At 46.0% G+C, this 26942-nt stretch carries 25 protein-coding genes; 23 read left to right on the top strand and 2 right to left on the bottom strand.

Annotated features, from left to right (window positions below):
* Positions 1 to 2: 2 nt before the first annotated feature.
* The gene (gene rsxB / locus GVO63_RS06905; RefSeq protein WP_159493398.1) at positions 3 to 584 is read right to left on the bottom strand and encodes an electron transport complex subunit RsxB; all 582 of its coding nucleotides are present in this window, start codon (positions 582 to 584) and stop codon (positions 3 to 5) included.
* Positions 584 to 1165: an electron transport complex subunit RsxA gene (gene rsxA / locus GVO63_RS06900; protein ID WP_159493397.1), complete on the bottom strand. Its 582-nt coding sequence runs from the start codon at positions 1163 to 1165 to the stop codon at positions 584 to 586. Before rsxA ends, rsxB begins: the two co-directional genes overlap by 1 nt.
* Positions 1166 to 1530: 365 nt before the next feature.
* On the opposite strand from rsxA, the gene GVO63_RS06895 reads away from it, so the two are divergent.
* The 23 genes from GVO63_RS06895 (at position 1531) to GVO63_RS06785 (ending at position 26937) form a co-directional block, all read left to right on the top strand.
* Complete coding sequence (locus tag GVO63_RS06895) at positions 1531 to 2484, top strand: hypothetical protein (RefSeq protein WP_159578732.1); 954 nt, start codon at positions 1531 to 1533, stop codon at positions 2482 to 2484.
* On the top strand, positions 2477 to 4078 hold the full coding sequence (locus GVO63_RS06890; RefSeq protein WP_159578730.1) for a hypothetical protein: 1602 nt from the start codon (positions 2477 to 2479) through the stop codon (positions 4076 to 4078). The genes GVO63_RS06895 and GVO63_RS06890 overlap by 8 nt, the downstream gene beginning before the upstream one ends.
* A gap of 5 nt (positions 4079 to 4083) precedes the next feature.
* Complete coding sequence (locus GVO63_RS06885) at positions 4084 to 5481, top strand: portal protein (RefSeq protein WP_159578728.1); 1398 nt, start codon at positions 4084 to 4086, stop codon at positions 5479 to 5481.
* Positions 5465 to 5746, top strand: a complete 282-nt coding sequence (locus GVO63_RS06880; RefSeq protein WP_159118154.1) for a co-chaperone GroES — start codon at positions 5465 to 5467, stop codon at positions 5744 to 5746. The genes GVO63_RS06885 and GVO63_RS06880 overlap by 17 nt, the downstream gene beginning before the upstream one ends.
* A gap of 10 nt (positions 5747 to 5756) precedes the next feature.
* A complete protein-coding gene (locus tag GVO63_RS06875; protein ID WP_159578726.1) occupies positions 5757 to 6806 on the top strand; it encodes a hypothetical protein in 1050 nt (349 codons plus the stop codon).
* A gap of 70 nt (positions 6807 to 6876) precedes the next feature.
* The gene (locus tag GVO63_RS06870; protein WP_159578724.1) at positions 6877 to 9420 is read left to right on the top strand and encodes a phage protease; all 2544 of its coding nucleotides are present in this window, start codon (positions 6877 to 6879) and stop codon (positions 9418 to 9420) included.
* A 73-nt stretch (positions 9421 to 9493) separates the two neighbouring features.
* Positions 9494 to 9946 (top strand): hypothetical protein, encoded by a 453-nt coding sequence (locus GVO63_RS06865; RefSeq protein ID WP_159578722.1) that lies wholly within the window; start codon positions 9494 to 9496, stop codon positions 9944 to 9946.
* Positions 9933 to 10535: a hypothetical protein gene (locus GVO63_RS06860; RefSeq protein ID WP_159578720.1), complete on the top strand. Its 603-nt coding sequence runs from the start codon at positions 9933 to 9935 to the stop codon at positions 10533 to 10535. The genes GVO63_RS06865 and GVO63_RS06860 overlap by 14 nt, the downstream gene beginning before the upstream one ends.
* Positions 10532 to 11023, top strand: a complete 492-nt coding sequence (locus tag GVO63_RS06855) for an HK97-gp10 family putative phage morphogenesis protein (protein WP_159578718.1) — start codon at positions 10532 to 10534, stop codon at positions 11021 to 11023. Before GVO63_RS06860 ends, GVO63_RS06855 begins: the two co-directional genes overlap by 4 nt.
* On the top strand, positions 11020 to 11427 hold the full coding sequence (locus GVO63_RS06850) for a hypothetical protein (RefSeq protein WP_159578716.1): 408 nt from the start codon (positions 11020 to 11022) through the stop codon (positions 11425 to 11427). The genes GVO63_RS06855 and GVO63_RS06850 overlap by 4 nt, the downstream gene beginning before the upstream one ends.
* Positions 11428 to 11708: 281 nt before the next feature.
* On the top strand, positions 11709 to 12275 hold the full coding sequence (locus tag GVO63_RS06845; RefSeq protein ID WP_159578714.1) for a hypothetical protein: 567 nt from the start codon (positions 11709 to 11711) through the stop codon (positions 12273 to 12275).
* Position 12276: 1 nt separating this feature from the next.
* Positions 12277 to 12456, top strand: a complete 180-nt coding sequence (locus GVO63_RS06840) for a hypothetical protein (RefSeq protein WP_159578712.1) — start codon at positions 12277 to 12279, stop codon at positions 12454 to 12456.
* 123 nt (positions 12457 to 12579) lie between these two features.
* Positions 12580 to 12780 (top strand): hypothetical protein, encoded by a 201-nt coding sequence (locus tag GVO63_RS06835; protein WP_159578710.1) that lies wholly within the window; start codon positions 12580 to 12582, stop codon positions 12778 to 12780.
* On the top strand, positions 12777 to 13730 hold the full coding sequence (locus GVO63_RS06830; protein ID WP_159578708.1) for a hypothetical protein: 954 nt from the start codon (positions 12777 to 12779) through the stop codon (positions 13728 to 13730). The genes GVO63_RS06835 and GVO63_RS06830 overlap by 4 nt, the downstream gene beginning before the upstream one ends.
* On the top strand, positions 13730 to 14050 hold the full coding sequence (locus tag GVO63_RS06825; protein WP_159118145.1) for a hypothetical protein: 321 nt from the start codon (positions 13730 to 13732) through the stop codon (positions 14048 to 14050). The genes GVO63_RS06830 and GVO63_RS06825 overlap by 1 nt, the downstream gene beginning before the upstream one ends.
* An 83-nt stretch (positions 14051 to 14133) precedes the next feature.
* The gene (locus tag GVO63_RS06820; protein ID WP_159118144.1) at positions 14134 to 14418 is read left to right on the top strand and encodes a DUF1799 domain-containing protein; all 285 of its coding nucleotides are present in this window, start codon (positions 14134 to 14136) and stop codon (positions 14416 to 14418) included.
* The gene (locus GVO63_RS06815) at positions 14405 to 17683 is read left to right on the top strand and encodes a tape measure protein (protein WP_159578706.1); all 3279 of its coding nucleotides are present in this window, start codon (positions 14405 to 14407) and stop codon (positions 17681 to 17683) included. Before GVO63_RS06820 ends, GVO63_RS06815 begins: the two co-directional genes overlap by 14 nt.
* The gene (locus GVO63_RS06810) at positions 17680 to 18282 is read left to right on the top strand and encodes a hypothetical protein (protein ID WP_159578704.1); all 603 of its coding nucleotides are present in this window, start codon (positions 17680 to 17682) and stop codon (positions 18280 to 18282) included. Before GVO63_RS06815 ends, GVO63_RS06810 begins: the two co-directional genes overlap by 4 nt.
* Positions 18279 to 18887 (top strand): hypothetical protein, encoded by a 609-nt coding sequence (locus GVO63_RS06805; RefSeq protein WP_159578702.1) that lies wholly within the window; start codon positions 18279 to 18281, stop codon positions 18885 to 18887. Before GVO63_RS06810 ends, GVO63_RS06805 begins: the two co-directional genes overlap by 4 nt.
* Complete coding sequence (locus GVO63_RS06800) at positions 18884 to 19291, top strand: hypothetical protein (protein WP_159578700.1); 408 nt, start codon at positions 18884 to 18886, stop codon at positions 19289 to 19291. The genes GVO63_RS06805 and GVO63_RS06800 overlap by 4 nt, the downstream gene beginning before the upstream one ends.
* Positions 19291 to 22584: a phage tail protein gene (locus GVO63_RS06795; protein WP_159578698.1), complete on the top strand. Its 3294-nt coding sequence runs from the start codon at positions 19291 to 19293 to the stop codon at positions 22582 to 22584. Before GVO63_RS06800 ends, GVO63_RS06795 begins: the two co-directional genes overlap by 1 nt.
* Positions 22581 to 24005: a hypothetical protein gene (locus tag GVO63_RS06790; protein WP_159578696.1), complete on the top strand. Its 1425-nt coding sequence runs from the start codon at positions 22581 to 22583 to the stop codon at positions 24003 to 24005. Before GVO63_RS06795 ends, GVO63_RS06790 begins: the two co-directional genes overlap by 4 nt.
* On the top strand, positions 23998 to 26937 hold the full coding sequence (locus GVO63_RS06785) for a hypothetical protein (protein ID WP_159578694.1): 2940 nt from the start codon (positions 23998 to 24000) through the stop codon (positions 26935 to 26937). The genes GVO63_RS06790 and GVO63_RS06785 overlap by 8 nt, the downstream gene beginning before the upstream one ends.
* The last annotated feature ends 5 nt before the right edge of the window (positions 26938 to 26942 follow it).

Raw genomic sequence — 26942 nt, 5'->3', positions numbered from 1 at the left:
AATTACGACACCATTTTTATTGGGATATCACCTTTAGGTGACGAGGAAAAATCCCACTTCCACGTAGAGGTTGTTTGCGTGATGGGAACCATATCAATACAATCAACAGGGCAGGGGTCTACACACAGATCACATCCCGTGCATTCGTCGGTAATTACAGTGTGCATATGCTTTGCTGCGCCCAAGATAGCATCAACAGGACATGCTTGAATGCATTTGGTGCAGCCAATACATTCGTCTTCGCGTATGAAGGCTACTTTTTTAACGTCTTCTTCGCCGTGCGCTGCATCAAGGGGTTTAGGCTCAACACCCATTAAGTCTGCAAGTTTCTTAATTGTCGCTTCGCCGCCTGGTGGACATTTGTTAATGTCATCGCCATCAGCGATTGCTTCAGCGTAGGGTTTACAGCCTGGATAGCCACATTGTCCACATTGAGTTTGTGGCAGTACGGCATCTATCTGCTCTACCAGCGGATCGCCCTCCACTTTGAAGCGTATACTGGCATATCCTAAAACGAGCCCAAAAATCAGGGCCAGCGCACCGATAGCGACAACGGCAAAAATAATGGCGGTCGATATCATCATTATAGTTTCACCAATCCGCTGAAGCCCATAAAGGCGAGAGACATAAGACCGGCAGTAATCATGGCAATTGATGCGCCTTTAAACGACACAGGAACATCGGCCGCCGCGAGACGCTCGCGCATCGCGGCAAAAAGTACTAGGACTAGAGAAAAACCTGCCGCTGCGCCAAAACCATAAATAAGGCTTTGCATAAAGTTATGCTGTTCGGTGAGATTCAACAGTGCAACACCTAGTACCGCGCAGTTAGTAGTAATCAGAGGAAGAAATATCCCCAAGAGTCTGTATAAGGTGGGGCTAGTTTTATGAACTACCATTTCTGTGAATTGCACGACTACCGCGATAACAAGAATAAAAGCAAGCGTTCTTAAATAGCCAATACCCAAAGGTGCAAGCAAATAAGTTTCAACGAGATAGCTTGTTGCAGAGGCGAGGGTAAGCACGAATGTGGTTGCCATAGACATGCCCATGGCGGTTTCTAGTTTTCCAGATACGCCCATGAACGGACATAATCCAAGAAACTTAACCAACACGAAATTGTTAACCAGTACTGTACCAATCAATAGCAGTAAAAATTCAGTCATGAATAATGCAATTCCTTTGAGGAATCTTCACGGACATTGCCCGTAGTTTAAAAAAGAAAGATAGATTGTGCCTATTATCCCTTTTTAGAACGGGTTTAACAACTTGATTGAATTAGGGTTATTTAATGTCTAAACGCGTTGTTTTAGGAATTAAAATAGAATGGTGCATTGAAATGCGATTGAGAGCCAACTAAGTGGCTCCCCGAGCCCTCCTTACTGGGAACTATTAACGTGCCAATGGTCGAATTTAGGCGTAAGTTGCCGCCACAATTGAGAAAAGTGGCATAGCTGTATATTTTTTAAATAGTTCCCCCTAATGTGAATTTGCCCTAACGCTGCTTTTTCTGCTGCACCAAAATGGCAGTATGAAAACGGACAAAAGCAAGTTCTTAGAGCCACGTAACCACATTACATTTAAATGTGATGTGTGTTTGCACGTGTGGGATTCAGAGCCCGAGGAAGTGGTTAGTGATGAAAATTTAGCTCACCCTTACCGTTATTTTGCCACTTGCCCGTCATGTAGATCGCATTCGCAGCAAATTCCATGGCAGCGCGGCTTATTCAGCAGCTATGTAAAATCAACAGGCCCCAAAACACTGGAAGGTAAAGCGGCCTCTGCAGCAAACTTGGACGGCCACCCTACGCCAGAGGAAGCGTTAAGAACGCGATTTAATGCGTTGAAACACGGCGCAGCGGCAAAGCAAGCGCTCTATTTTCCTGCGAAGCCTGGCAAATATGATGCGTGTGAAACATGCGATATCGATTTTGACTACTGCAGCCAGCAAGTGGCATGCATGCGCAAAACTGAATTATTTATGCGCCATCTGATCGCCATTGAAAGTCACGACCCAAAAATGCTGCGAGAGCACCAAGCGATGCAACAGGCTAACTTTGCTTCGTTAATGGATGACATGCTGATAAGCGTAATTAATAAAGGTGTCGTGCTAGAAACACCGGCATTCTCATTTGATAAAGACGGTGGCTTTCACCTTGCTCAGTACACTGATAGTGAAACTGGCAAGAAAACCACCATTATGGATACGAAAGCCAACCCGCTGCTTAAGCATATCTTCGACCTAATGAGCAAAAACAATCTTACCCTGGCTGATTTGGGCATGACGCAAAAAGTGCGTGAAGAGAATGAAATTCAAATGGGCCGCTTGCAGCAAGAAGGAAAAGATAAGCAGAGCTTGGCCGACTTCCAAAATAAACAGCATGAATTACTCGATAGCTTGCGCGAAAAAATAGTGAATTCTCAGAATGCGCTTAGCCAAGATGAAATATTGCTAGAACACAAGAAAGCGAACGGCGATGGCTGAACGTGTAACCGCAAAAGAAAGGCAGCGCCTGCAGCATTTGGCTGAAGCTGAAATTATGCGTTACAAGGGTGACCATTCCCTTTGGCATAAGCATGTTCACGACATAACACTAGACCCAATGCAGGTACTTAAGTGCTATGAAATGGATAGGTACCCAAACACCATCGATAACAGTTGCCGTCGTACAGGTAAAACCGCAGTTAAAGAAATGTGGAACCTTGAATACCTGGCAACGAATCCCGACCAAGAACTGGGGATTGTGGCGCCCAAAGAAGCACAAAGCCTGGTTAACCTTAACTACCACCTAGACGCTATTCGTCGGTCTGAAATTCTCGGTAACTTTATTGAATACCGTAATGGCCGTAAGCAAATGAGCGATACGTATTTTAGGTTCTGCAACCGAAGCATAGCCCGAGGTTACGGTATCTTCTCCCAAATCGACGGGGGCGATTTAACTTTAGCCTCTATTGAAGAAGTCGACGACTTAGACCAAGAGCGCCTTAATTCCCGTTTCCTACTTACCATGGGTTCGACACGCCGCTTAGGTGCAGATGAAAACGCCAAGAACGAACCAATAATTAGAATTACGGGTGTATTTAAAGGGGCGTCGGTACTTTCTAATTTGCTGGAAACAAAAAAATATCACTTGTTGCCCACTGTAGATTGTCACTTGGGTGTAGAGCTGGGGATCCTAAACGGTAAATTTATCGACGACATGAAAGTGCAGCTTTCACCCGAAGAGTACATTCGCCAGCTGCTGTGCATTAATACCAGTTCTACTAACCTAATTTGGGAAAAGTATATTCGTGCAGCCATTCAGATGGGCGCAAAAACCAACATTGAAATGGTTATCCCCGAGCCTGGTGCCAGATATAGAAAACGCGGTTTATTAAGTTTTGGTTACGATGCTGCAGGCCATGGTGAGAGCGCTACGGCATCAAAGCATGCATTCATTGTTACTGAGCAAGTGGGAAACTATGTTGTTTTTGTGTTTGCCAAGACATGGGCCGCAGGTACCGACGATTCGGTTGTTAAAAACGACTTGCTTGCGTTCTGGCGTTACTTTCGCCCCGACTACGCCATAGGCGATGCTTACGGCTTAGGTATGCTTACCCAGTTAAACCACGACCTTTATTATGAAGGCCTCACCCCAGTTGATATACGAGCGATTAACGATGGTGAGTCGAATGCTTCAGCATGGAATGACTGGGCCTTTGCACCTTTGCGTTTTGAGGGATCAATAAAACACAGTATGGCGCAAGCATTAAGAGGGGTTTTCCACCACGGCCACGCCGTTATTCCTTACGTCGAACATTTAGAGCCGTCCGGTTTAGATATCGATAGTTTAGCGATTTCAGATATGAAAACCTTTATTAAGCAGCTATCGAACATCAAGCCAGAAGAAACCAGTAAGAGTTATTCAAGTTACGTAATGGTGCTAAAGAAAATAGGCGATGACTTATTTGACGCAGCTATGGCTTCTGTGTGGGCGCTTGCTACGCGAGGACAACCAAAACCAAATACAGCCGTAATGTCATCTTCCCGAAGTCGCGAAGAGTTGCTAGGCACCACCATTTTATTACCAGGGGTATAGAGAGTATGGGAATTATTTCAACAATTAACCGAGCGCTTGGCCGCCATACTTCCTCGGTAGACGCTGTAAGTAAGAGCGAAGAAGCCCAGCACAAAGCAAACACGCGTGGTGGTACCACGGTTAACACTGAAAATTATGTAAGACGTTTATACAACGAACTTTATGTTTCTCCTGACTATAAAGCGGCAGTACACCACATTAGAGAAATGGACCGCACCGACCCTCGTGTTAAACGAATTCATAGGCGCATGGCCCGAGATGCAACAAAAAATGGTATTCGTCTGCAGTGGAATGGAAAAGAAAACGACCGCATTAGCCGGCTATTCAAGGTATGGGTTGCCCGTCTTGGCCTTAATAACCCTGAAAAACTTCGTTCTGATGCTCGAGGCACAGTCATGGAAGGTGCACTTGCCATGCAATGGGTTGTGAACGACCAGCGAAACATGGTATCAGGCCTTCGCATGCCAGCAGAAACCATTCTTGCTGATACCCTGCCCACAGGCCAACTTAAAAACATCGCCGCGGCGTATAAACAACTAGACCCCGTTGGTGGGTACCAAATTATTGCTGAGTTTGCTTTTTGGCAGCTATCTGTCGCAAGGCTTGACCCCGACAACTACGACGATTTTGGTTGTAATGGTCGCCCTTATTTAGATGCCGCACGAAAAACGTGGAAGCAGCTGCAAATGACCGAAGACGATTTAGTTATTCGCAGACGAACACGCGCACCCCAACGCTTTAGCCACGTTCTTGATGGTGCCACAGCGGAAGAGCTTCAGAAGTATAAAAACGGCATTGAAAACGAAAAGGGGTTAATGACCACAGATTTCTACTCAAACAGGAAGGGTGGGGTAACTGGGGTAAATGGTGATGCCAACTTAGACCAAATTAACGACGTTGTGCATTTGCTCGACACGTTCTTTAGCGGCGCCCCTGCACCAAAAGGTTTGTTCGGATACGCAGACGGATTAAATCGCGACATTTTAGAAGACCTCAAAAAAGACTATTTTGAAGAAGTTGAAGATTTACAGGATGTGCTTTCACAGGTTTACTTTGAGGGGTTTCGCCTGCAGCTGCTGTTATCCGGCATTAATCCCGACTCTTATAACTTCAATGTGCAGTTTACCGAGCGCAAAACAGAAACACGTAATCAGAAAGCAGACTTGGCGCTTAAGTATCAAGCGCTGGGTGTACCAGACTCATTAGTATGGGAGACGGCAGGCTTCGAACCTGCTTACGTTATGGATAAAATCAAAGACCAGAAATCAAGTGGTGATCCTTATCCTGGCGAACAAGACGATGATGACGGCACACCAACTAACGACAGCCCAAAACCTCGTGTTAAAGTTACACCAGGTAATGAGCCTAAAGGTGAGTCTGCAACCTATGTCCGAAACGCTTAAACCCATTGGTGATAATTTAGTTGTTACTGATGAAAAACCGGAAAATTCGTCGTCTGTCTTAGATGTTATTGACAGTCGCCCGTCAAACCAAGCCACTGTGTTAGCGGTTGGCGAAGGCCGCGTGCTTAAAAACGGTAAAAGGGCGCCGATGATAGTTAAGCCAGGGGATAGAGTTTTACTAGGTAGGTATGCTGGATTTAGGTATGAACTTGCTGATACCACGGTACGCCTGCTTTCTATTAATGATGTACAAGCCATATTATGAGTGAGTGATCATGAGTGAATTATCACGCAAGAAAGCAATAATAAAACGGGCACAGGCGTTGGCTTTAAAAGAGTACTTCGCCCTCGACCTTAGCGCTCTGGCTGAACTGCAAAGCTACTACGAGAGCAGCTTAGAAGAGGTGATAAGCATTCTTCTTTTCTACGCTGACAGTATTGGCATTATTCGCTTACAACAGCTTTCCGCACTACGCACCGACATAGAACGTGCGCTTAATAATTTGGCAAGTCTGCAAACCGAACTGCTAAACAGAAGTTTGTTGGCATCGGCTAATATTGGTGTAAAACCTTTTTTGTCGCATTCCGCTGCAGCGTCTGCGCTAGATATTGCCCAGCGAACAACGCGGTTCGTTAAGCAATTCACTGGCGAAGACGGATTACAGCTATCTGACCGACTTTGGATAATCAACGACAACAACAAGAATAAAGTGCTAAGAGCGATAAACAGCGCAGTTATTCAAGGGCATTCAGCCAGCGAAGCAGCGGCCAGTTTGGTAGCCAACAACGAGTTGCCCACTAAAGAAATTAAAAACAAAGTTAATAATGCATCTTCAGAGAAAATAGGAAACGTACTCAAAGCACAAGGTAAGGATGAAGATGCAGCTTATTGGCAAGCCAGGCGTTTGTTTAGAACAGAGCTAAATCGCGCTCATGGCATGGCGTATCAAAATAGCCTGGAAGAGGATGACGACATTATAGGTACACGCTTTATGCTTAGCCCTAATCATCCAAGGGTGGATATTTGCGACATGCATGCAAGTGTGAACCGATTTGGCCTAGGCAGAGGCGTTTATCCAAAAGGCAAAAACCCGTGGCCTGCTCACCCGAATACCCTTAGCTATGTAGAAGCGGTATTTACCGATGAAGTGACCGACGAAGACCGAGCCACCAAGCAAGACCGAATAGAGTGGTTAAGCAATCAATCGGGCAATATTCGCATTGGTGTGCTGGGTGTTTATAAGAACAATTTGCTACAAAATGACCTGTTAAAAGAAACCATGATCAGGTCAAAAGTGAAGACCTTGAAAAAACGTTTTGGTTAAAAGTTTGCCCTAACGCTGCGTTTTCTACACTGCCACACTCAAACTAGGTTAATAATAGTTGAGTGTGGACATGCCCCAACACAACCGAAAAATCCAATTGGAAGCACCTACTCATACGAAGACGGTGCGCTTTCTTGCCTCTGCAGTTTCGGTGGATGCCGAACAAAAGACCTCAGTGGTTACTATCACCCGAACGGGTAAATTCTTTGACCCTCGCTACGGACACTTTGAAATTAGCACCACAATGCTGCAAAGCATGGTGAATAACTTCAATAAAGGTGTTTATGGTCAGGACATTTTCATAGATAAAGCCCACAACCCGAGTGACGGTGCGGCAGGCACAATTACACGCTTATTCCTGGATGGGAACAAACTGCGTGGTGAAGTGGCGTGGACGCCTTTCGGTCAAGAACTGATTGAAAAGAAAGGTTATCGCTACTTGTCAGCGGAATTTATTGAAAATTTCGTCAGCAACGAAGAGCCCCATACCGAATTTGGCCCCACGCTTTTGGCGGCTGGCTTGGTGGTTCGCCCCTGTATTAAAAATCTAGACCGTGTAGAGCTATCGGAAGGTGAAGACTTCGATGGCATGCAGCTAATTTCACAGCAGCTGGCGGTTCAATTCTCTAAGGAATCAAACGTGGAAAAATTACTTAAGTTATTTAAAGAGGCGCTTGCGAATAAAAAGCTAAGCGAGTCGGCAATATCTAAATGGGTAGATACAGCTAAGAAAGTGCTTGAAGGCATTTCAGACGAAACCCAACAAAAAACGTTAATGGCGAGTCTTCAAGAAACGGCGTTAGCACTTGCTGAAACCTCACCAGAAGCAGTTCCTGTTGTTAACGTAAACAGTACTGGCCTGTCTGAATCTGACGTTAAAGCGCTATTCGAAAAGCTAGAAGCAGACAAAGCCAAAGTGCTGTCTGACGCTCAAACTAAGCGCGATGCAAACGTTAAGCTGTTCACTGAGCAAGTAAATGGCACCGAAGGCCTTTCTGATGGTGTAAAAGCGAAGCTGCTTAAATCGGCTGATCTTATTACTGCAGAGATGACAGAAGGCCAAGTAAAAGCACTGGCAACACAGCAAATTGTGCTGGGTGAAGAGCTAGAAGCGCAAACCAAACTGGCTGGCATGGGTTTCCAAGGCGGCAATGGCCCGATGGGCTCTGTTGTACTGGCTTCTGGTCACAATGCTAATGCAATGAAACTTGCTGAAGATGTGCGTAAGCAACTTAAACAAACGTCGTCATTCTCAAACGGCGCCATTCGCTTATCTGAAACGGTTGACCCGTTTGTAGATAAGGTACTTACTTTGTTCGATGGTCAGTATAACCAGCAGCTGAACCGTGAATACAAGGTGCTAAGTGGTGAAGAGGGTAGCGTTTCTGACACCTCACTACCTTATGCTTTCCGTCGTGAAGTGATTCGTGAAGCCCTGCACGACATGAATATTCTTCAGTTAGTAGCAGCTGAGACAGACCCGAACGCACAATCAACCACGCAAATTCCGTATGAAGAGCGTAAACCGTTCAAAGGCCGTAACGATGGCTTAGTGTTTGAACGCGGTGGCATTCCAAAGGCTGGTGTATTCCAAAGAATGGATTTAGCGTATGTGAATGCTATGAAAATTGCGTTCAATGTGTCTAACGAAATGATGCATTTTACTCGCGTAAGCGGCATTAACTGGGATGCATGGGGCCGCCATGTGGCATCTTGCTCACGTATTTTACGTGAGATTGTAGTCCGTCGCCTAGCCAATGAAATGCTACGTATTTCTGACAGCCTAGCGGCGGTTGAAGTTACTGCAGAAAATATTGCTTCACAGCTTGATGGTTCAAATACGGTGGTGAAAACCAGTGCGTTCCCTGTAGTTCGTCCTCACCAGGTATTTGACCTTCAAGGCAATACCGTGGGCAATGCTTCGAACCCAATCACGATCATGTTCGGTGCCACTGAAATTCTTCCTTTTGATGGGACAGGTAACCAGGCATCGGGTACGTATTACGTCTTGGCCAACTGTAACTTGGGTTACATTCAGTTTGTTGATGAAACGGGTGAAGTGGTTACACCTAACGAGACAAATGCAACAATTTCATACTCTCGTGCAACTAACGTGGCAATGTTCGACATTGACCTGCCAGCAGACACTAAGCTTGAACACCACTTAAACGGCCTGCTGCGTAAGATTGGTAACCGTAAAGCGGTAATGAAAGATGACCGCTTCCAAGCGCCTAACTTCCTGCTTATGAGCAACACGCTTAACGACATGTGTACTAACGCAGACCAATTTGTTGTTAGCCTTAAGCGTGATGGTAGCGACACGAACGGCATGGGCGATTTGGCGGCCATTAAAGCGTTGCCAGCATGGTCAACAAATGCGCCAGGCATCGACTTAGGTGACGAACGTATCCTAATGGGCCAGCGTGGCACTACGCACTATCGTGTAGCAAAAGCGTTTGAAATGAGCGAAATGCAAGAAGGCCGCGACCCTGCTACGGGTGAAATGAACGGTACCAAAGAAGCCTACGGTGAAGAATACAACGCTGTTCATACGCCTAAGCCACTGGCCGATCGTTATACCTCGGTTGTTGTGTACTCGGGCACTGGCCGCTAAGCCAGTCATGTAACCCAAAAAGGGCAGGCCACATTGCCTGCCTTTTTTATTAACTGGCTAAAAGGTAAAAACCATGAAAGTTAAAAAAGCGATTACCAATACCTCTGCAGCAATTATGTTTGTAGCTGGTAAAATGATTCCTCCTGGCGAAACACGTATTGTTGAAGTACCAAAGCAAGCAGCATCTAGCCAAGTGGTAGCTATGTCGTTTGATGCTAAGGGCGAACTGGCTACAACAGTAGCTAAATTGAAAGAAAAGCTTGAATCGTTCACCCAAGACCAACTTCAACAGCTTCAGGCTGAAGAGGAACAAGGCCAAAAACGTGCTAGCGCGATTGATGCGATTACTGATGAAATTAAGTCTCGTGAGTATAGCGTTGAGCTAGAGGAATTTTCATTAGCATTGTCTAGCGTTGAAGACTTAGATGCATTGCTGCTTGACGTTGCTAAAGATGAAGCCAAAGTGGCAATGGTAAACGATGAAATAGCAAAACGGGCAGAGCAACAAAAGCATGTCAATCAGTAAAGCGGATCTTGTAGCAAGCTTATTGGTATCGGTATCAAGCAGTACTAAACTGCTTGATACTGACGATATCACGATAACCAGCACCATTGTTGATAACGCACTTGATGCGCTGTCACGACTTGCGCCGGCAACAGGTATCGACACCATTTCTTTGCAGCCTGGCGTGCAGATTTACCCAGCGCCCTCTAACATTTGGGCGTACAAGGAAACGGCGTGGGGCTTTGACCAGCGCGTAGCACCATGGGAACCAGGCTATATTTCTCGGTTACCTGATGTGACGTATAACGAGGGGAATATCTACTTTAGCTTTGCACCTACCGCGCAGATGATTAGTAACTTAGGCAGCCGATTTACCTATTTCTACTATGCTCGCTACCAAGTGAATAATGGCGCTATTGAGATAGAGCCACGCAAACAGGCACTATTACTTTTACTCTGCCAAATGGAGTTTATGAAACTGTTAGTGCTAAGAGAGCCTGGCACGCAGGTTACAACCAAAGGGAATGCAGGCAAGATTCAGTATGGCAGCCCCAAATTAGCGTTTGAAGCGCTTCAAGAGGAAGCTGGCCGTATAGCTGAAACGCTATGAACGAAATTATTCTAGACCTTAATACTCGCGCTCTAATCAACTATTTAGAGCGCAGTGTTAACGCCATCGATGGAACTACCGCAAAATTACTTCGCCGTTTATCGCAAGAAGGTACCAGAGAAGCGAAGCGCCACACCCCTAAAGCAGAAAGCACCCTAACCAATTCAATTCGCGCTAAGCAGCAATCCGCTAGTTTTCATCAAGTGGTAGCTGGTGTTCATTATGCTAGGTATGTAGAAGAGGGAACGGGCCGCGGTGGATGGGTACCAGACCAAACTATTTTAGATTGGATGGACGTTAAAGGTATTACCCCCGACGACGAAGACATGAGCATTGAACAGCTGGCCTATCTCATACAGACCAAAATTTTCTATCAAGGCACCCCAGCGCAGCCGTTTATGAAGCCAGCGCTTGAACATATCAAAGCGAAAGCACCAAACCTAGCGTTGACTTACTTTAAATCTGCATTAGAGGTTAAAACAAAATGACCCCCGAACAGCGGCTTAACACGGTTAAAGATAACCTTAAGCAAATAGTTGGCATTCACCATGTCACACGAAATTACAGCGATTTAGACACCGAAATGGACAAGCACGAACGCATTTATGCCGTATTGTCTTCTGGCTTTCCGCAGTTCGGTAGCTTGTACGACACTGAAGACGAAGTGCACAACTTTATGATAGTGGCCCAGCAGCTGGTGAACGAGAGCACCACTGGCGAGCAAAAAGAAGCCATTGAATTTTCTATGCTCGAGGTAATTAAAGAATTAGTTGCCCAAGATGGTGAAACAAACGAACCGCTTAACCTTGAACTGGTTAGCGCCAGAACCTCGCGCCAGATGGATCCGATACACGCTTGGGTACTCTTCGAACTACGTTTTAACGATTTATAGCTATTGCGTTTTCAAAACAAAAAGCGCAATAGTTGACAACGCCACACACTCGCGCTAGTCTCTGCCTTGAGGTGTCGAAACCTTTTCAAGAAGCGGAACCCCGCCCCGACAGTATGCGGTTTTTTTGTGCCTGCTATTTATGGCTCAATGCGTTATCCTTACTACGTCGGGAGGGCGGTGAATATAATACCCTTTGGGAAATAAGCCCACCTGTCTTCTTGCAGGTTTCGAACCTCCTGACACCCAAGTCTTAATTCGAAAATATCAAGAAGGAGTCTTCCATGACTTATCTGCAAAGCAATACCCACGACAGCCTTGCTGCCTTTCAATGGGGCGACATTGCCTTATCTCAAACTGTTACCCTTGAGGGCGTACCTCACACAACCCGATTAGCGGTTGGCGAGTGGCTAGAATATGCTGTTCCTCAAAAGGCTGTTGATAAGATTATTGAGCGAAATCCGCACATCGAAAACTATTCAGTTACCGTCAATATGACGGCTACTGACGGTAAAAATTACCTTACAAAGGTCTATCACCCCATCGGTTTCTTGCTGATCGTCATGGAATCTTCTCAGGCAAAAGCGAAAGCCATGAAAGAAGCAGTGGCGCATTTTGTGTTCCACTACTCAGAGGCCACACGCAAACGTGCCGATATGACCACGTCACAAATTCTGGCCATTTCCAAAACCATTGTTTCTATTGCCTCGCAGTTGGCCAACACTAAAAATGCCATGGTGTATAAAGTGCTGGAAGCACGGCTTTTACACTTAAGCGACTTAATTGGCGATATGCAGCCAGACTTAAGCCTGCTAACTAAGAAGCCCGACCAGCTAGCGCTTGAGGTGTAACATGGCTAGAGACAACCGATACCAGACGGCTTTTGAGCTACAAGAGTATTTGTTGGGTTTGCAAAGCTTGTTCGAAAATATGAACGACGGCCCTGTTGAACACTTACAAGCCTTTCAAATGGTGCAGCTGTTAAAGCCAGCCACCGAAAAGATAACGGCACTAGTTCGTGCAGAACGCTAAGCCCACCACATTAAACTAAGCCTTTATATTAGCCCCTCAACACGAGGGGTTTTCTTTAACTTTTGCCCTAACGCTGCGCCCCCCTCATTGCGACACTGAGCACTACAGAAAAAGGGGGCGACCATGCCTATTACAGTAACCAATTCATCTACGAAGCCAGTGCGCAGCGCCGGCATTAACTTCGCACCAGGTGTAAACACTTTTGAAGACGGTGAGCTTTCCAGTGCCCAACTAGCCCAATTAGCGCCAGTTAAGGCACTAAGCGCAAAGTACACCGAAAAGCAGGCACCTGTCGCTAAATCAGCAAAGGAGCCTAAGCAATGAGTGCTAAGTATCAAAAGTATAAGGTGAAACGCCTTCTGCTCACCATGGCAGGGTTTAACGCTGCAGCGAATCCAGCCCTAGTCATTGGTGAGGATTATATTGCGGCAGGTGAAACGCCGAAGCACATCCAAACCAAAAACGCCGAACTTTCTTTAGAAGTTGAAACGCTTGACCGTGAACTGGACGATGCAACGTTAGGTTATAAGCCCCAAATGCTAGTGGGCCAGCATTTTACTATTTCAACGGAAGTTGAAATTGCTGGCTCTGGTACTGCAGGTAACGCCCCGGTCTATAACGACCTAATTAAAATTGGTGCGTTCTCAGAAACGGTGAATGCCGGCACTGATGTGCAGTACGAACAACTGGACGATGATAGTTGGCCTGATGCGACTATTTATTTCTATCATGCTGGCCGAAACCACAAAGTTTTAAGTGCACAGGCTAATGTAAGTGTTGCTGTTGCCAACGGCGCACTTCCTACCTACACCCTAACCATTACAGGTACCTACGGCGGTGTATTAGAAGAGGCTATGCCAACCCCCTCATTCAGCCAAATTAAGCCTGTAAAAGTGGGTAACCAATACACCACGTTCACGCTAGATGGCAGTGAATATGTACTGGTTAACTATTCTTCTGACCAGAACAACGAAGTGAATTACACCGATTTGCCTGGTTATGAAGGCGTGAGCATTGATGACATTGCGCCAGAAGGTGAAATTGAAATTCTTGTGCCGGCGCACAGTGACTTCGACCCGTTCGCCATTGTGAACAGCGAAGCGGAGGTATTCCTACCTTTCTCGCTTCAGCACGGTACCACAGCAGGCAATATCGTTACCTTTTCCAACCCCCAGCTACAAATTCTAGGTGTGGGCTACGGTGAATTTGAAGGTAAACGTACGTTTGTGATGCCGTATGGCGCCATAGGCAAAAACAAAATTACGGTGAGCTAATGCAACTAAAAATTAAACGAAAAGAAAGTGTCGTGTGGCCTGTATCTGTAAAGGTACCTGCAGACGGCGGGGCGCTTGAAGAACATAACTTCTTTGCTCGGTTTAAGCGCTTATCTGAAAAAGAGTTCGATGCTGCGGCCAAGGAAGGCCAAACCCCGTTACTTAAAGCTGTGATGCTAGAAGCTGGTGAAACTGAAGCCAATCTAGAAAAGCTAAGTGATGAAGACAAAGCAGAGTTGCTTTCAGATACCAACTACCGTGTTGGTCTTTATAACGCCTACTTAAAGATGGACGCAGGCGTAGCGGAAAAAAACTCCTAGAGGCCGCCCAGTTTTGGGTAGGCCCTAGCGTTACAAGTAGCGACAAACAGGAATATATAGCGCAATTAAGAGACGGCTACGGGATGGACGAAGCGCAGATAAAAGCGGTTCTCCAAGAAGACGAAGACTTCCAAGACCGAGTGCTAGAACTTCTTCCTGAAAACCAAGCTGCATTTTACTGGTTTTTAGATGTTGATGACCTATGGGTTTACACCGAAGGTTTCAGAGTTGCGCTAGATATCCCTGCAGTAATGGCCGATGCACAAGCAACAGGCCGCAAGTACAGCAAATTGGACTACCAAAAGTTAAGGGTTCTTAGCCGTCACGTAGTCTCAACACTTAACGAGCGTGCCAGTGAGCAGAAGTGACCTAGATATAATGATTAACTTACTTGCCAATACTAAAGGTATGCGCAAGGAGTATCAGCAGGCCATTGCACAGCAGGTAGCCCTTAATAAAGAGCTTACCCGTGGCACCTCGCAAGCCACTAGCCAAGCTGGCAGTTTTACCGCTTTGGAAAACGCGGTTGGTAAGTTGGATAACCATCTAAAGGAATTAGTGAGCCAACAGGCCGCACTTAACAAGGAAGTTAGCCTTTCTAAGCAAAACACGAATGCCGCCCGCGATGGCCTAGACCGTTATGAGCAAGTGTTAGAGCAATTACAGCGCGAAATGCGCGACGTTATTGCCAGCCAAAACAGTTTATCTCGTAGTTTACGTACTACTGATACGTCAGCAGCTGCAGCAACGCGAAACATTAAACAACTTGAAGTACAAAGCCGAAGCCTGGGCGCAGCCGTTCGGCCACTTGGTGGTTACATTGCCGGTGCTTTTGGTGTGCTTGCAGCGCAAAATGCCGCGGTAAATATCAAAGACACCCTTTCTGATTATCAGCAGTTCAGCACTCGCCTTCGTTTCTTAAGTGAAGACACAGCGGATTATGGACGCTCGATGTCATTCTTAACGCAACTAGCGGAAGAGCACGGCAAGTCTGTACTGGTTATGGGCGAAAGTTATGCCAGCCTCGCAGCGCTTCGCAAAGGCGATATTATTAATCAGCAGCAACAGTACCAGCTAATGACGGGCTTAAGTAATGCGCAAAGCGCGCTGGGTGTTAGCACCGACCAGCTGGGCAACCTAATGTATGGTTTGGGGCAAGCACTTTCACAGCCTACAGTACAAACCGCTGAATTTAACCAAGTGATGGAGCCAATACCTGGTTTAATGCAGGCCATTACGAAAGCGGCTGGCCTGCAGGGTAAAACATACCGTGATTTGGTCTTAGAGGGCGAAGTAACCAGCGCCATGTTTCGTGATGATCTTATTAAGGCGTTGGGAGAATACGACGGTGCTGCAAAAGCCAATATCGACAACATTACCGCACAAGAGAACGCGCTAGAAAATTTACGCGTTCAAACCATAGCGGCGTTTGAACAGCCTATTAGTGATGCCTACGGCACGTTGCTTGAAACCACAGGCGAAGCGTTAACGTTTGTAAGATACAACGCCGAAACACTTACTACCGCGGTCGAGACATTAACAGCCGTTGCATTAGTGCGTGGTGCAGCTGCTGTCAGCAATTATAGTATTGCGTTAGGCAGAAAAGCCGTAGCCCAACAGACTGCAACAGCAGCAACGCTAGCAGCGGCCAAAAAGCAGCATGAACATAATCTGTCTTTACAGCTAGCTGCGAAGCGCTCGCTGGAAGTTGCCGCAAATGACACATTGCGTGCCGGCGCATTAACGCGTTTAGCAGCGGCCAATCAGGCTGTAACTGCCAGCCAGACTGCCCTCAATGTGGCTACCGCGCAATACTCAATAGTAGGCCGCGCTGCAACAACCGTTGCCCGAGGTTTGTGGGCAGCAATTGGCGGTATTCCCGGTGTCGTTCTGCTTGGTGCTTACGCCATTTATGAGTGGGCGACAAATACCGAAGATGCGACTGAAAAAGCCACTGAATTGAAGGAAGTCAGTTTTCAGCTAGCAACAGAAATAAACAAACTTGTTGCAGAGTATAAAAGCCTTAATAAAGCTGGCAAAGAACTACGTTTAGACGAAATTGCTCAAAAAGAATACCGCGCAAGGGAACGCTTAGTTTCACTTACTCAGCAGTTAAGAGATGAAGAAGAAAAAACAGCCAAGCTTAGAAGGAAGCGAGCTAACCCTTTAGTTGGTGAGCTTCGTGAAGAGATAGAGCAAGTTGAAGAACTGCTGAACAGCTTAAGTCAAAAGCGCTCTGCACTTTTTGAGGCAGGCTTGCCTACTGACGGATGGCAAATGCCGACGTTAGAGCCAACTATTAGCGCAGAGGTACAAGGCCTGCTTGATAAGCTTGAGCAACAGCGAGCGCTATACGGAGAAGTTGGAGAAGCCGCTAGAATTGCTTACGAAACAACGCATGGCTCATTAAAGAACCTTAGCGAAGCGGAAAAAGCAGCGTTACTGCAATCAGCTAAAAAGCTTGATGCGCACAAAAAAGAGATAGACGCGAGAGTTGCCCAACGAGACGCGGTCAAATCGTTAGAGCAAGAGGTTGCTAGCTTAATTACCAAAAATAATGAAGAAATTGCGCTATACGGTGATACCAGCCGTGAAGCAAAAATTCGTTACGACATCGAGCATGGTGCACTTAAAGACATTAACGATGCGCTGAAACAAAAACTTATTCTACAAGCGAAAGAGCTCGATAACCTAAGTGAAGCGAAGTCACTGCAATCTCGTGTTGAAAGCATTGCCGTAGGTGTAATGACGCCTGCGCAACGCGAAGTTAACAATCATAAAAACAACATAAATGATTTAGAAACCTATCGTGACAGCTTACCTCAGCAGGATTTAGCACAACGCCAAGAAATAAACCAACTTATTGAAGCTGAACAGCGTCGCCATTCTGATGCAATGCAGGACATTCAAGACGGACTAGCAGCTGAATTTAGAGAAGTATGGGACAGCACAATTGATAACTTCTCTATGCGTATTGGGCAAGCTACCGCAGACGCGTTGTTTGAAAGCGAGAACCTTGGTGATGGACTACGCAATGTATTCAAAAGCACGGCTAAGCAAGTTGTTGCTAGCCTTATTGAAATAGGTGCTAGACGTTTAGTGCTGGCTGCAATCAACTCAAAAGCAGCAATTACCGAAAACACCGTGGCCACCACAGCGGCAACAAGTTCAGCAACCGCTATTACTGGTGCCATGGCCCCAGCTGCAGCGGCCACCACCTTAGCAACAGCTGGTACAAACTCAATAGGCTCAATAGCAGCCATTGCCGCAGTAGGCGCAGCCATGGCCGCAATGTTTGCAGGTTTATTCGATAAAGGTGGGCATATCCCATCAGGTAAGTTCGGTATTGCCGGCGAATATGGCCCTGAATTCGTGAAAGGCCCAGCGACCGTTACTAGCCGTGTAGATACAGCCAATATTTTAAACAGGCAAGCGGCCAACGATGGCGGTGGGCGCAGCGTTGTATTCAACGACAACAGAACAATCAATGTTTCAGGTGGCAATGCTGAAGAGGTAATGACGCAGCTAGCACCTATTCTTGAACGTCAACAACAAGAAACGCTAGCGAAAGTCGGTCAGCAATTTAAGACGGGTACAGGCCCAGTGTATTCAGGTTATAGGGCATCGCGATGAGTTTACCTATTTTTCCTCGGCATATTTTGCCTTCATCTCTGCAATTTAAAATTGTACCCAATTCAAGTGTATCGACTGGCCCTGGACGAACGTCTGAAGTGTGGACGCGACCAGGTGCTTATTGGACCTTTAGCGGTTCATGGTCGAAGGTTCGTTATGCACAAGGGCGAGAACTTTCAAACTTCATAGACGCTTTAGACGGTAGCCGCGGCGAATTTATGATGTGGGATAGTACCCATACTCAGTTAGGCGACTGGGCAGGTAACATCGTCGTTGATGGAAACGACCAATCAGGCACGGTGTTAAAAATCAAAAACGCCATTCCAAACGCATTGATAGCGCCAGCTGGCGATCGTTTCCAGTTAGACAACTATCTATACAAACTTTTAGAGGATGCCGTTGCCGACAACATCGGTGAATGTACGCTTCGTTTCAGGCCTCAATTGCTAAGTATTCCGATAAGCGGCACAGGTTTAGTCGTTAACGACCCAATGAATAAAATGATGCTGCCTGACAACCAGCAGGGGCCGAGCTTTGCGCAACGAAAACTGGTGCTGAATGATTTTTCTATCAGCGGCTACACGAGTATTCGCGCATGACCTATCACTTAGAACCGCAAGTTGAAGCCATTATTAGCCAGTCTGAAAAGTGCGCCTGCATTATGGGTACTATCGAATGGCCTGCTGGCATGGCGCGGTTTCACAATGGTGCAGGCCCAATCAAATCAGACGGCGAAACCTATTGGGGCGTAGCTAACAATGGAATGGTAAGTGTAATTAAAGAGGGTAGCGCTCCTCGAGTAACACTAACTCTGATAACCCCTGACACGTCGGTACTTGCTGAAGCGCTTAAAGATGATGCGGCAGGCGGCGAAGTACGCTTGTACCTTGGCGTCTTTAATGACGACCAGCAGCTGGTTGCAAAGCAGCTTATCTATCTCGGCATCGTTAACAATACCCCTGCTAAGTACAGCGCTCCACCGACTATTTCTGTCGAATGTGTTAGCTACACCCATCGATGGAGCCAACCAAAACGCTACACCACGTACAGCGCAGCGAGTCAGCGTGCAATTTATCCTAACGACAGTTTTCTAGATGACGTTGAAGCCGTAGCAAAAGGGCCGCTTAGCAGTTACAGCGGAAGTAACGCCGTGAGCAGTGGTGGTCGCGGTGGCGGTGGAACAACAACAACGAGGCAGCGATGATAAGACACACAGACTGGACAGTTCGCCTGACAGATTTCGTTAAAAGTAAAAAGCACACACCGTTTGAATGGGGTATGAATGACTGCTGTTTGTTTGTAGCTGACATGGCGCTTGCTATTACAGGTGTTGATCCTGCAGCTACGTTTCGCGGCAAATACAAGAGCGAACTTGGCGCTATGAAACAATTGAAAAAGCAGGGCTTCGATAGTGTAGAAGCGGTACTAACCCACGCATTTGGTTCTACCGTTTCAAGGCTAGAGGTGCGTCGCGGTGATGTTGTTTTATTTGAAAATGACGGCAGAGACATAGCAGGCGTTATGTTTGGTGAAGTACTCGCCCCGGGTGAATATGGGATAGAAACATTCTCTCCACTTTTAATTAAAAAAGTTTGGAGGGTTGGCTAGTGGGTAAAGCGGTTGAAGCTGTTGGTGGCGCATTGGTTGGCTTAGTCGGCGGCGGTCTAAAATTTGCCTTTGGGTTGATTAGCGGTGTGTTTGGCTCACTGCTTCAGCCAGAAATACCAGATACCAGCGCCCTTGGCACAGGCCACCAAGACCTGCGTACAGAAAGTAATTCACCGCGACTTATGATTGTAGGCAAAACAGTGACAAGTGGACCTATTACTAAGTACCAAAAGCGCACGCTTAATAAGAAAGAATACAACTTGTTCTTCACGCCATTGGCCGCACACCCTTGTCAAAGCGTAGAGCTTTACCAGCTTGATGGGAAAGACACGTCTTCACTAAGTGGTAACGGCTACAGAATTCAAGTGGCGTTAGGTGACCAAACAACAGCAAACGCTACTGCCCGTACAGAAATGACCAATGTAGATGAGAACTGCATAGGTTTCGGCATAACGTACGCTTATCACAAGTACGAAGTGAACCCTGATATCTTCCCGAACGGCGTACAGGACGTTAAATTTTTAGTTGCCGGCATAAAGTGCTACGACCCAAGAAAAGACAGTATCGTAGGGGGCAGCGGTGACCATAGAGCCGATGACCAAAGTACGTGGGAATGGACCGAAAACCCTGTTCTTATCAATTTGTACTGGAAGCGCTTCGGCGGTGATGAAGTATTACCCATTGAAATGTTTGACCTGGCTAACTTGGCATATGAGGCAAATTTATGCGATGAAGTTATTAGCTTCGAAGATAAGAATGGCGACACGTACACTGAAAAGCGCTGGACTTGTAACGGTGTAATAGACCTATCACAAGGGCAACGGATTGTTGAAGACGAGCTACTTAAAAGCTGCGGTGGTCGCTGGGTTGAAGCTGGCGGTAAGTATTGGCTTTTAACTGCGGCTTATCGAGGACCTGCAACCGTTACACTAACTGAAGATGATTTAAAGGCAGACGTAGACCGTCAGCCATACACTCCACTTGAAGACCGCTGCAATGCTGTTGTTGCCAAATTCATCGACCCTGATTCCTTTTATCAAGAAACGAATAGCACTGAAATCTTCAGTGAATATTACCGTGATACTCGCGATAAAAAATATCTGCAGCATGCAAGGCAATTGGCATTCACCAATTCTGACACCATGTGTCAGCGCTTAAATAGAGTCTACATGGAACGGTTAGCCGCGGGTGATACGCTTAAGGTCGTGGTTGGCTGGAAAGGTATTAAGTGTTCGCCTGGCAAAGTGGTGAATATTGAGTTCAAAGAGCACAATATTATCGGTAAAGAATACGAAGTTATCGACTTCGACTTTGACACTGAATCATTTACTTGGACATTGGTTCTACAAGAAACAACTGCAGAGATTTATAGCGATAGTGTTATACCTTCAGAGCGAGATTTAACGCCAAACACTGACATAGACAATACGTACGTGTCTGCGCCACAGAATATTAATTACTCGCCAACGCCAAACGATGCTTATCGGCAAGGGTTACTAACGTGGGAGCATAGCGCCCCAGATAGTGTTCGCCGTTACGTGGTGCTAATAACCAAACAACCTGCAGATAGTTTTAGCCAGGTCTATTACCCGACGCAACCTGCATTGGATATAAACAATTTAGCATTGGGTGACTACAGCGTTGCAATTTCTGCTCAGAACCGCTTTGAAAAAAACAGTGTGGCTACACAAAGGGCGTTTAACGTAGGAGCGACATCAACCCCGACCGATGACATTGGCATTAATATTTTGCCAGGGCGCGTAATAGTGAATGGCCCAACTCCACCGAATGGCCGAGCAACCTACGAATGGAAGTACTCATTTGAAGGTAGTACACAAGAGAACTTTGACGCCGCCATTAATGCTGGTCGTAACCTCACAATTACTATAACCAACACGCCGCACAACGGCACGGTAACGGTTTGGTACCGACTGGTAAACGACACAGCTGCAGACCCTAATTGGTTATCGGTGACTATTCCCAACCTGATTGGTATTGATGCACAAGATTTTGTGCCAGAAACCTTTGCTTTGGTGCAGTGGCCTGGCTTACCCGCAGCACTGGGTGATCACATTGAAGCGATTACTAATGATGTGTCTTATTGGAGTACCCAAACCAGTGAGCAGGGCGACCAGTACCAACAGCTTATTTACAACGTTACTGAAGCGGTAAGCGCAAACCAGATAAACAGCACGGAGATAATCGGGCTGAAGCAGAAGGTAGGTACCAAGACAGTTGAGGCGCAATTTACTGAGTTCAAGCAGGTGAATATCGGCTATGAAGATGAAAATGGTGAATGGATTGCCGGCGCACCCTTGGTTCGTTCGTTTGAAGAAGTAAAAGTAACGAACAGTGCGGGTGAAGAACTTTCTGTTATTAACTTCATGCAGGCTTTGGAAAATCAGCTTGGTGAGCTGGGCGGCACTTACTACTTAGGCGTGGTAGACGAAAACGAAGAGTTCACAGGCTTAAGTATTCAGGGCGGGAACAACAATTCATCAATTCACCTTTACATGGACAACCTTAAGTTCGCCAGCCAAGCAGGCGTAGTGTTTTTTAACCTCAATACAATTACTGGCAAGTTAGAAATTGGTGCAAACACAGAGTTTACGGGAACTATTAGAGCAGCTCGGGAAGTCACCGTTCGTGAGCATTTTATGCGTGTTCAAGACTACGACGGTTTTGGCCCAGATAATTTAGTGATATGGGAAGGCGATCCTATTTTAAATGCAGACGGTGAGCCAGACTACAGTCAGCTTAGCAAATCCAATGGTAAATATGGCTGGAAAGACAGCTTTGCTAATGAATATCTGGGAGGCTCGTTAACAACGGGTGAGTTAATTAACGGTGGTGACTCAACACTTCTAACTCTTAACCCATCTGTAGAAGTGGGCCCATTTACTACTAATGGAAATCCTAAAACGGTTAGTTGCAGTTTTGGGTGGGATGGAAACCATACATCTGATGGTGCTTGCCCCACAGATTCAAGCTTCGTACCCCAAGCCACACTAATTCTTGAACGTAGCCTTGGTGGTGGGGGATGGTCCGAGCTTCAGCGAAAAGTTATCACAGGTACAGTCGAGTACAATGAGTTTCGTCAGGATGATAGAAGTGAGCCCAGTTGTAATCAAAGAGATAGAACGGGAGGTTCATTCACTTATACAGATACTAATGCCTCACTGGGAACGTTTTCATACCGCCTGAGGGTTACAGGTCAACAGCGTGCTCTAATGCAGCAATTTATCGACTCTCAAAGATTGAGTTTAATTAGCGTAGAAGGACGTCCGTCATGAGCGTAGTGAGAGAGTTCCCAAGCGTTACGCTTACAAACAACAATAATCTGGTACAGATCAACACCAATGACTCAAATTTCTCAGTAGTGCCGGGGAGTGTGATTTTTATCGCAGGGGATAGGCCGAGAGTAGTTACAAGCGGCGATACAGTAAATCGTACTTTAACGCTGGCCATTGCTTATACGGGCAATGACATAGTAGAGAAAAGCGCGACCTTGATACCGCTTGGTCAGAACGATGCTTTATTGGCAGCTATCACTTCACTAACAGAGGCACAAAACGGACTTGCTGAAGCATACGGTGACGGTCCTGGTACCGTAGGTGAAATTAGCTTTTCAATGATTGTCGATCCCCCTGTGACCGCTACACAGTGGCCCACTTGGGTGCAAGTACAAGGCGATATAAATGAAGTACTGCCTGAGACAGCAAAGCGTTTCCCGAATTTTCCTGAAATCGGCGGCAAGGTGTCTGTCGAGCAGCTGCCCGATGATATCGACACAGATAACAAACGTACTCAGGCGTTAAGTCCACCAGTACGACAAAACGCCAGCTTAACTCACATCCTGAGCGATTATCCAACGCTTAAAAAGACCGTTGATATCCCTACGCAGTCACCAAATAACAAACGAGAAATGTTATTTGATGATGTTAGACAGGTTGCTTATGTAGCGTTAACTGATGAATGGTTACCAATATCAAACATTGTCGAAAAACGAGAGTTTCTTTTGACAACCAACGGCAAGCGAATCTGGTTTAACAGTGCGTACACTGGCAGTTTAACCCTCCGCGTTTACCCTATGGGCAATGGTGGTACCGGCTTACCCGATAACCCAGCATTGGATGATTACCAGTGGCACACGGTAACTACGACACTGACAAGCGTCACTTCATTTGGCAGCTCATTCGTAGGCCTTATCGATTACATAGAAACCGATGATGGTTTTGAAACCTTATCAACTGCAAGAAGTCGTTTCCCTTCTATTGATGCTTACTACGGTGAAAGTGATGGCAGCAAAGCGCCTAATCAATTCATGCGATTCACGTTAAGACAAGACGGTGATTGGTACAGCGAAGACGTTATGCCAGCCACGCCTTATTCGATGGGTGCAAGTTGGGCACAGGATGCACAAGATCCGCGCTTATTCAGTGTAAACGAAGCCAGTGGCGGTACTGATGCTTTACGGATTTTTAGTGATAGTTGGGATAAATTTGATTTTGAAATGCTGGTTGTGTCAACCGTTCCTAAGCCAATGGCGCTTACCAATAGCAACACTCCCGAATACACAATTCCATTTGAGGGTGTATATCGTTTCATCATCGAAAACGAGCGGCTTTATTTTAAGCGCCAGGCGGCATTTGCACCGCTTACAGGCGCAATAAGAATTGAGTCCTTAAGGCTGCGAGTAAAAGCTTATGAATAGATTGTTTGATATCAACTTACTTAGCCAACCTAATTGGACTGAAGGCGAGGACTGGGCGGAATGTAATACGCCCCAAGATTTCAATGAAGTTTTTCACCGCATTTACGGCGCTAGTGCTGAAGATGACATTCCGACTTATAGGGTGGAAGCCGGAGACAGTTTTTACATCGGGGCAGACAAAAGCCTTATTCGTGATTGGCACCCCGTTCGCGACCCTTGGATTCTTGATATACCTGGCACTCAAGCTGCACCGCTGTCTTTCTTCTTCGGTATTCAAAAAGGTGTGTCTGACATTGATATAAACCTTGAAAACCACGCGCCATACATTGTTAACAACGTTAATTCTTTCTTGGAAATAAGTGCGGATTATTACCGCATTTTTGGCCTAAAAATGAAAGACTCCGATCCCGCTATTGAGTTAACCGCGCAAGTTGAAGGTATCACCGTTCAAGATGCCGTGCTTATCAATACGCCGCTTATAAAAACTGAGGGCTACCGAATGATTGGGTGGGTATTGCGTAATATCACATTTATAGGCGTGATAGCCAAAATGCTCGATGTGCCACTATTTTCTAGCAATGTCTCTTTACAAGATATTCACGGAACGGGCGAGGGTGATTGTGGTTTAACAGTGGGCATTCTTCACAGTGAAGTTGAAGTTATTGCCCTTACTATCAATAACGAAGACCACCAATTTGACGACGATGCGATTCTATATCATGGGGTTTTTTTTAATAGCGGTGGCAAAGCAACGGTTCGCTACACCACTATAAATGGCTTTAGCGGCAACGCCTTTAAATTTTACTGCGAAGTCGACGCAAAAGGCTTGGTAATGGACAAGTGCGGCGCTGGCATTTACTTCGCCGAATACGCCACGGCGCGTGATTGCATGGTTACGTTCCTACGCCAAATCGAAGGCGATAGCTACGGTTATTACTTTGAAAAAGATGGTGAACTAAACAACTGCGGTTGCAACTTAGATGAAACGGGCGGGTTAGGTGTTGTTGTAATGGGTGAAGGCTCAACCGTTACCATTAACGGTGGGGATTATCAGTTAAATCTACCTTTACCTTTTGCTACTGCAATAGGTAATTCAACCGTAGTTTTAAACAACGTTACTATTAACGGTGTTCTCTATAATGAAACTATAGACTTGTTGTTGGGTGAAAGTTGGCGAGGTGAAAAGGCTGAATCTGTCACTGATCCTCTACCGATTTACGCCAACCAAGTGTTACAAATGCCTTATGAGCACATTCCTCGTATGAGTGAAGCAGTTTCAGTGCAAGGGAATAACGATCCTTTTATGAGTGAAGCAGTTTCAGTGCAAGGGAATAACGACCCTTTTAATAACGTGATTGCGTTACCAAGTGGCGCAAAGATAGCCCCAAACAAGTTAAGTGGTGTGAGATATAACCCCTGTGAAGCATTTCTTCATTTGGACCCTGGCGAAATGGCAACAGACTATTTTCGATATTCCACAAAAGAAAATATCTATACCCATCGCTTTGAAATTTACCCTTCACCTGAAGTGGGTGCAAAAGTAGTTCAGCCAGATAGCTTTAGTGTTAGTGGTAATGGTTGGGTTAAAGATGGTGCGCGTTATACCGCGAGCAATACCAATAACTCATTAAGCGCTAATTACGCTTTTGAAGAAGGTGAGATTTATCAAATCTCGCTAAAACTTGAGGGAAGGACTTCGGGTGGCGTATTGCCGTCTATTGGAAGTGCACAAGGACAGTACAGCCACAACCTAGAAGGTACAGAAGTTTGGCTAATTCGTGCGCCAGCAAACGCAACGGCTGTCACAATACTAGGCCAAAGCTACACAGGAGATTTGCTGAACGTTTACGTGCGTAAGTTGCTACGAACAGAAACCCCCGCCGTTCCTTTGCTCGAATACAACCAAAGCGGTTCAGATGTGACGCTCGAATGGTTTATTGAGCCGGTAGCAAGACTCAAAGATGAAACTACACCAAGAGTAACCAAGACAGGCGAGCTGGCCGAAAGCGCTAGGAATGGCTATTACGATAATAACGGCGGTAGCTACTTATTTGAAAATGTTTATTCAAATGGTCGTAAAACTGCAATTAACTTGCGTGGCGGGGATAACTTAGAAGTCTATCGGTTAACGGTTACTGGTGGTTACACTGGTGAGTACGAAAAGTGGCAGAACGCAATTTCAGCGGAAATGAACCAGGGCCCGTACTTCAATAAGATTCAGACGTGTTATGTAACTGGTGATTTGTACTTAGATTCTAGTCGCGGCAGTTACACCAGTCAGTTCGGCAACTCCGATATTCTAGTTTTCAACGGCTTAGCAAATGTCGCCACGTATGATGCAGAAGCATTTGTTTTAGGCATGAATGGTAGGAATGCTTCCGATGGCATTATTGATACGAAGAAAAAAACAGAGGTTAATCACTCACTATTTTACGCTGGGTATCGTCAGTTTCGTATTCATAATGTAGGTACAGGCTTGCTTACAAACTGCGAGTTTGTGCGCACTGATGGAACAAAAGAGGCCATCGCGCCTACGCACTCGTGGAGTCTTGTAAATGTGTGGAACTGCGTGGTTGATGGAGTTCGATGTATCACTAACGACCAGATGCGTAATCAAGTGAATGCTGACCATTCAGCATATTCTGATGTTGGAGTTATTCGTTTATATGCGCCAACAGTAGAAGTCTTAAAAACCTATCCAACAATCAGCGACTATTGCCGCGTTGCTATGACTGATATGCAATTTGAAGTTTCTAGCGACGGTGGTTCTAGTTGGTCACCACTTTCCGTTCCAAATGTTGGTCTTCCTGGCGTTGTGGGTGCATTTGAGCGAACAGTTAATTTTTCTTCAGGCACATATCAGATCAGATGCCGATGCCTTAACGGTGCGCTAGTCGGTAGTTGGTCTAACATAATTTCAATTACAGTATGAGAATA

Source organism: Alteromonas sp. KUL106, assembly GCF_009811415.1.
Lineage (GTDB): Bacteria > Pseudomonadota > Gammaproteobacteria > Enterobacterales > Alteromonadaceae > Alteromonas.
This window is presented reverse-complemented; position numbering and strand designations above follow the sequence as displayed.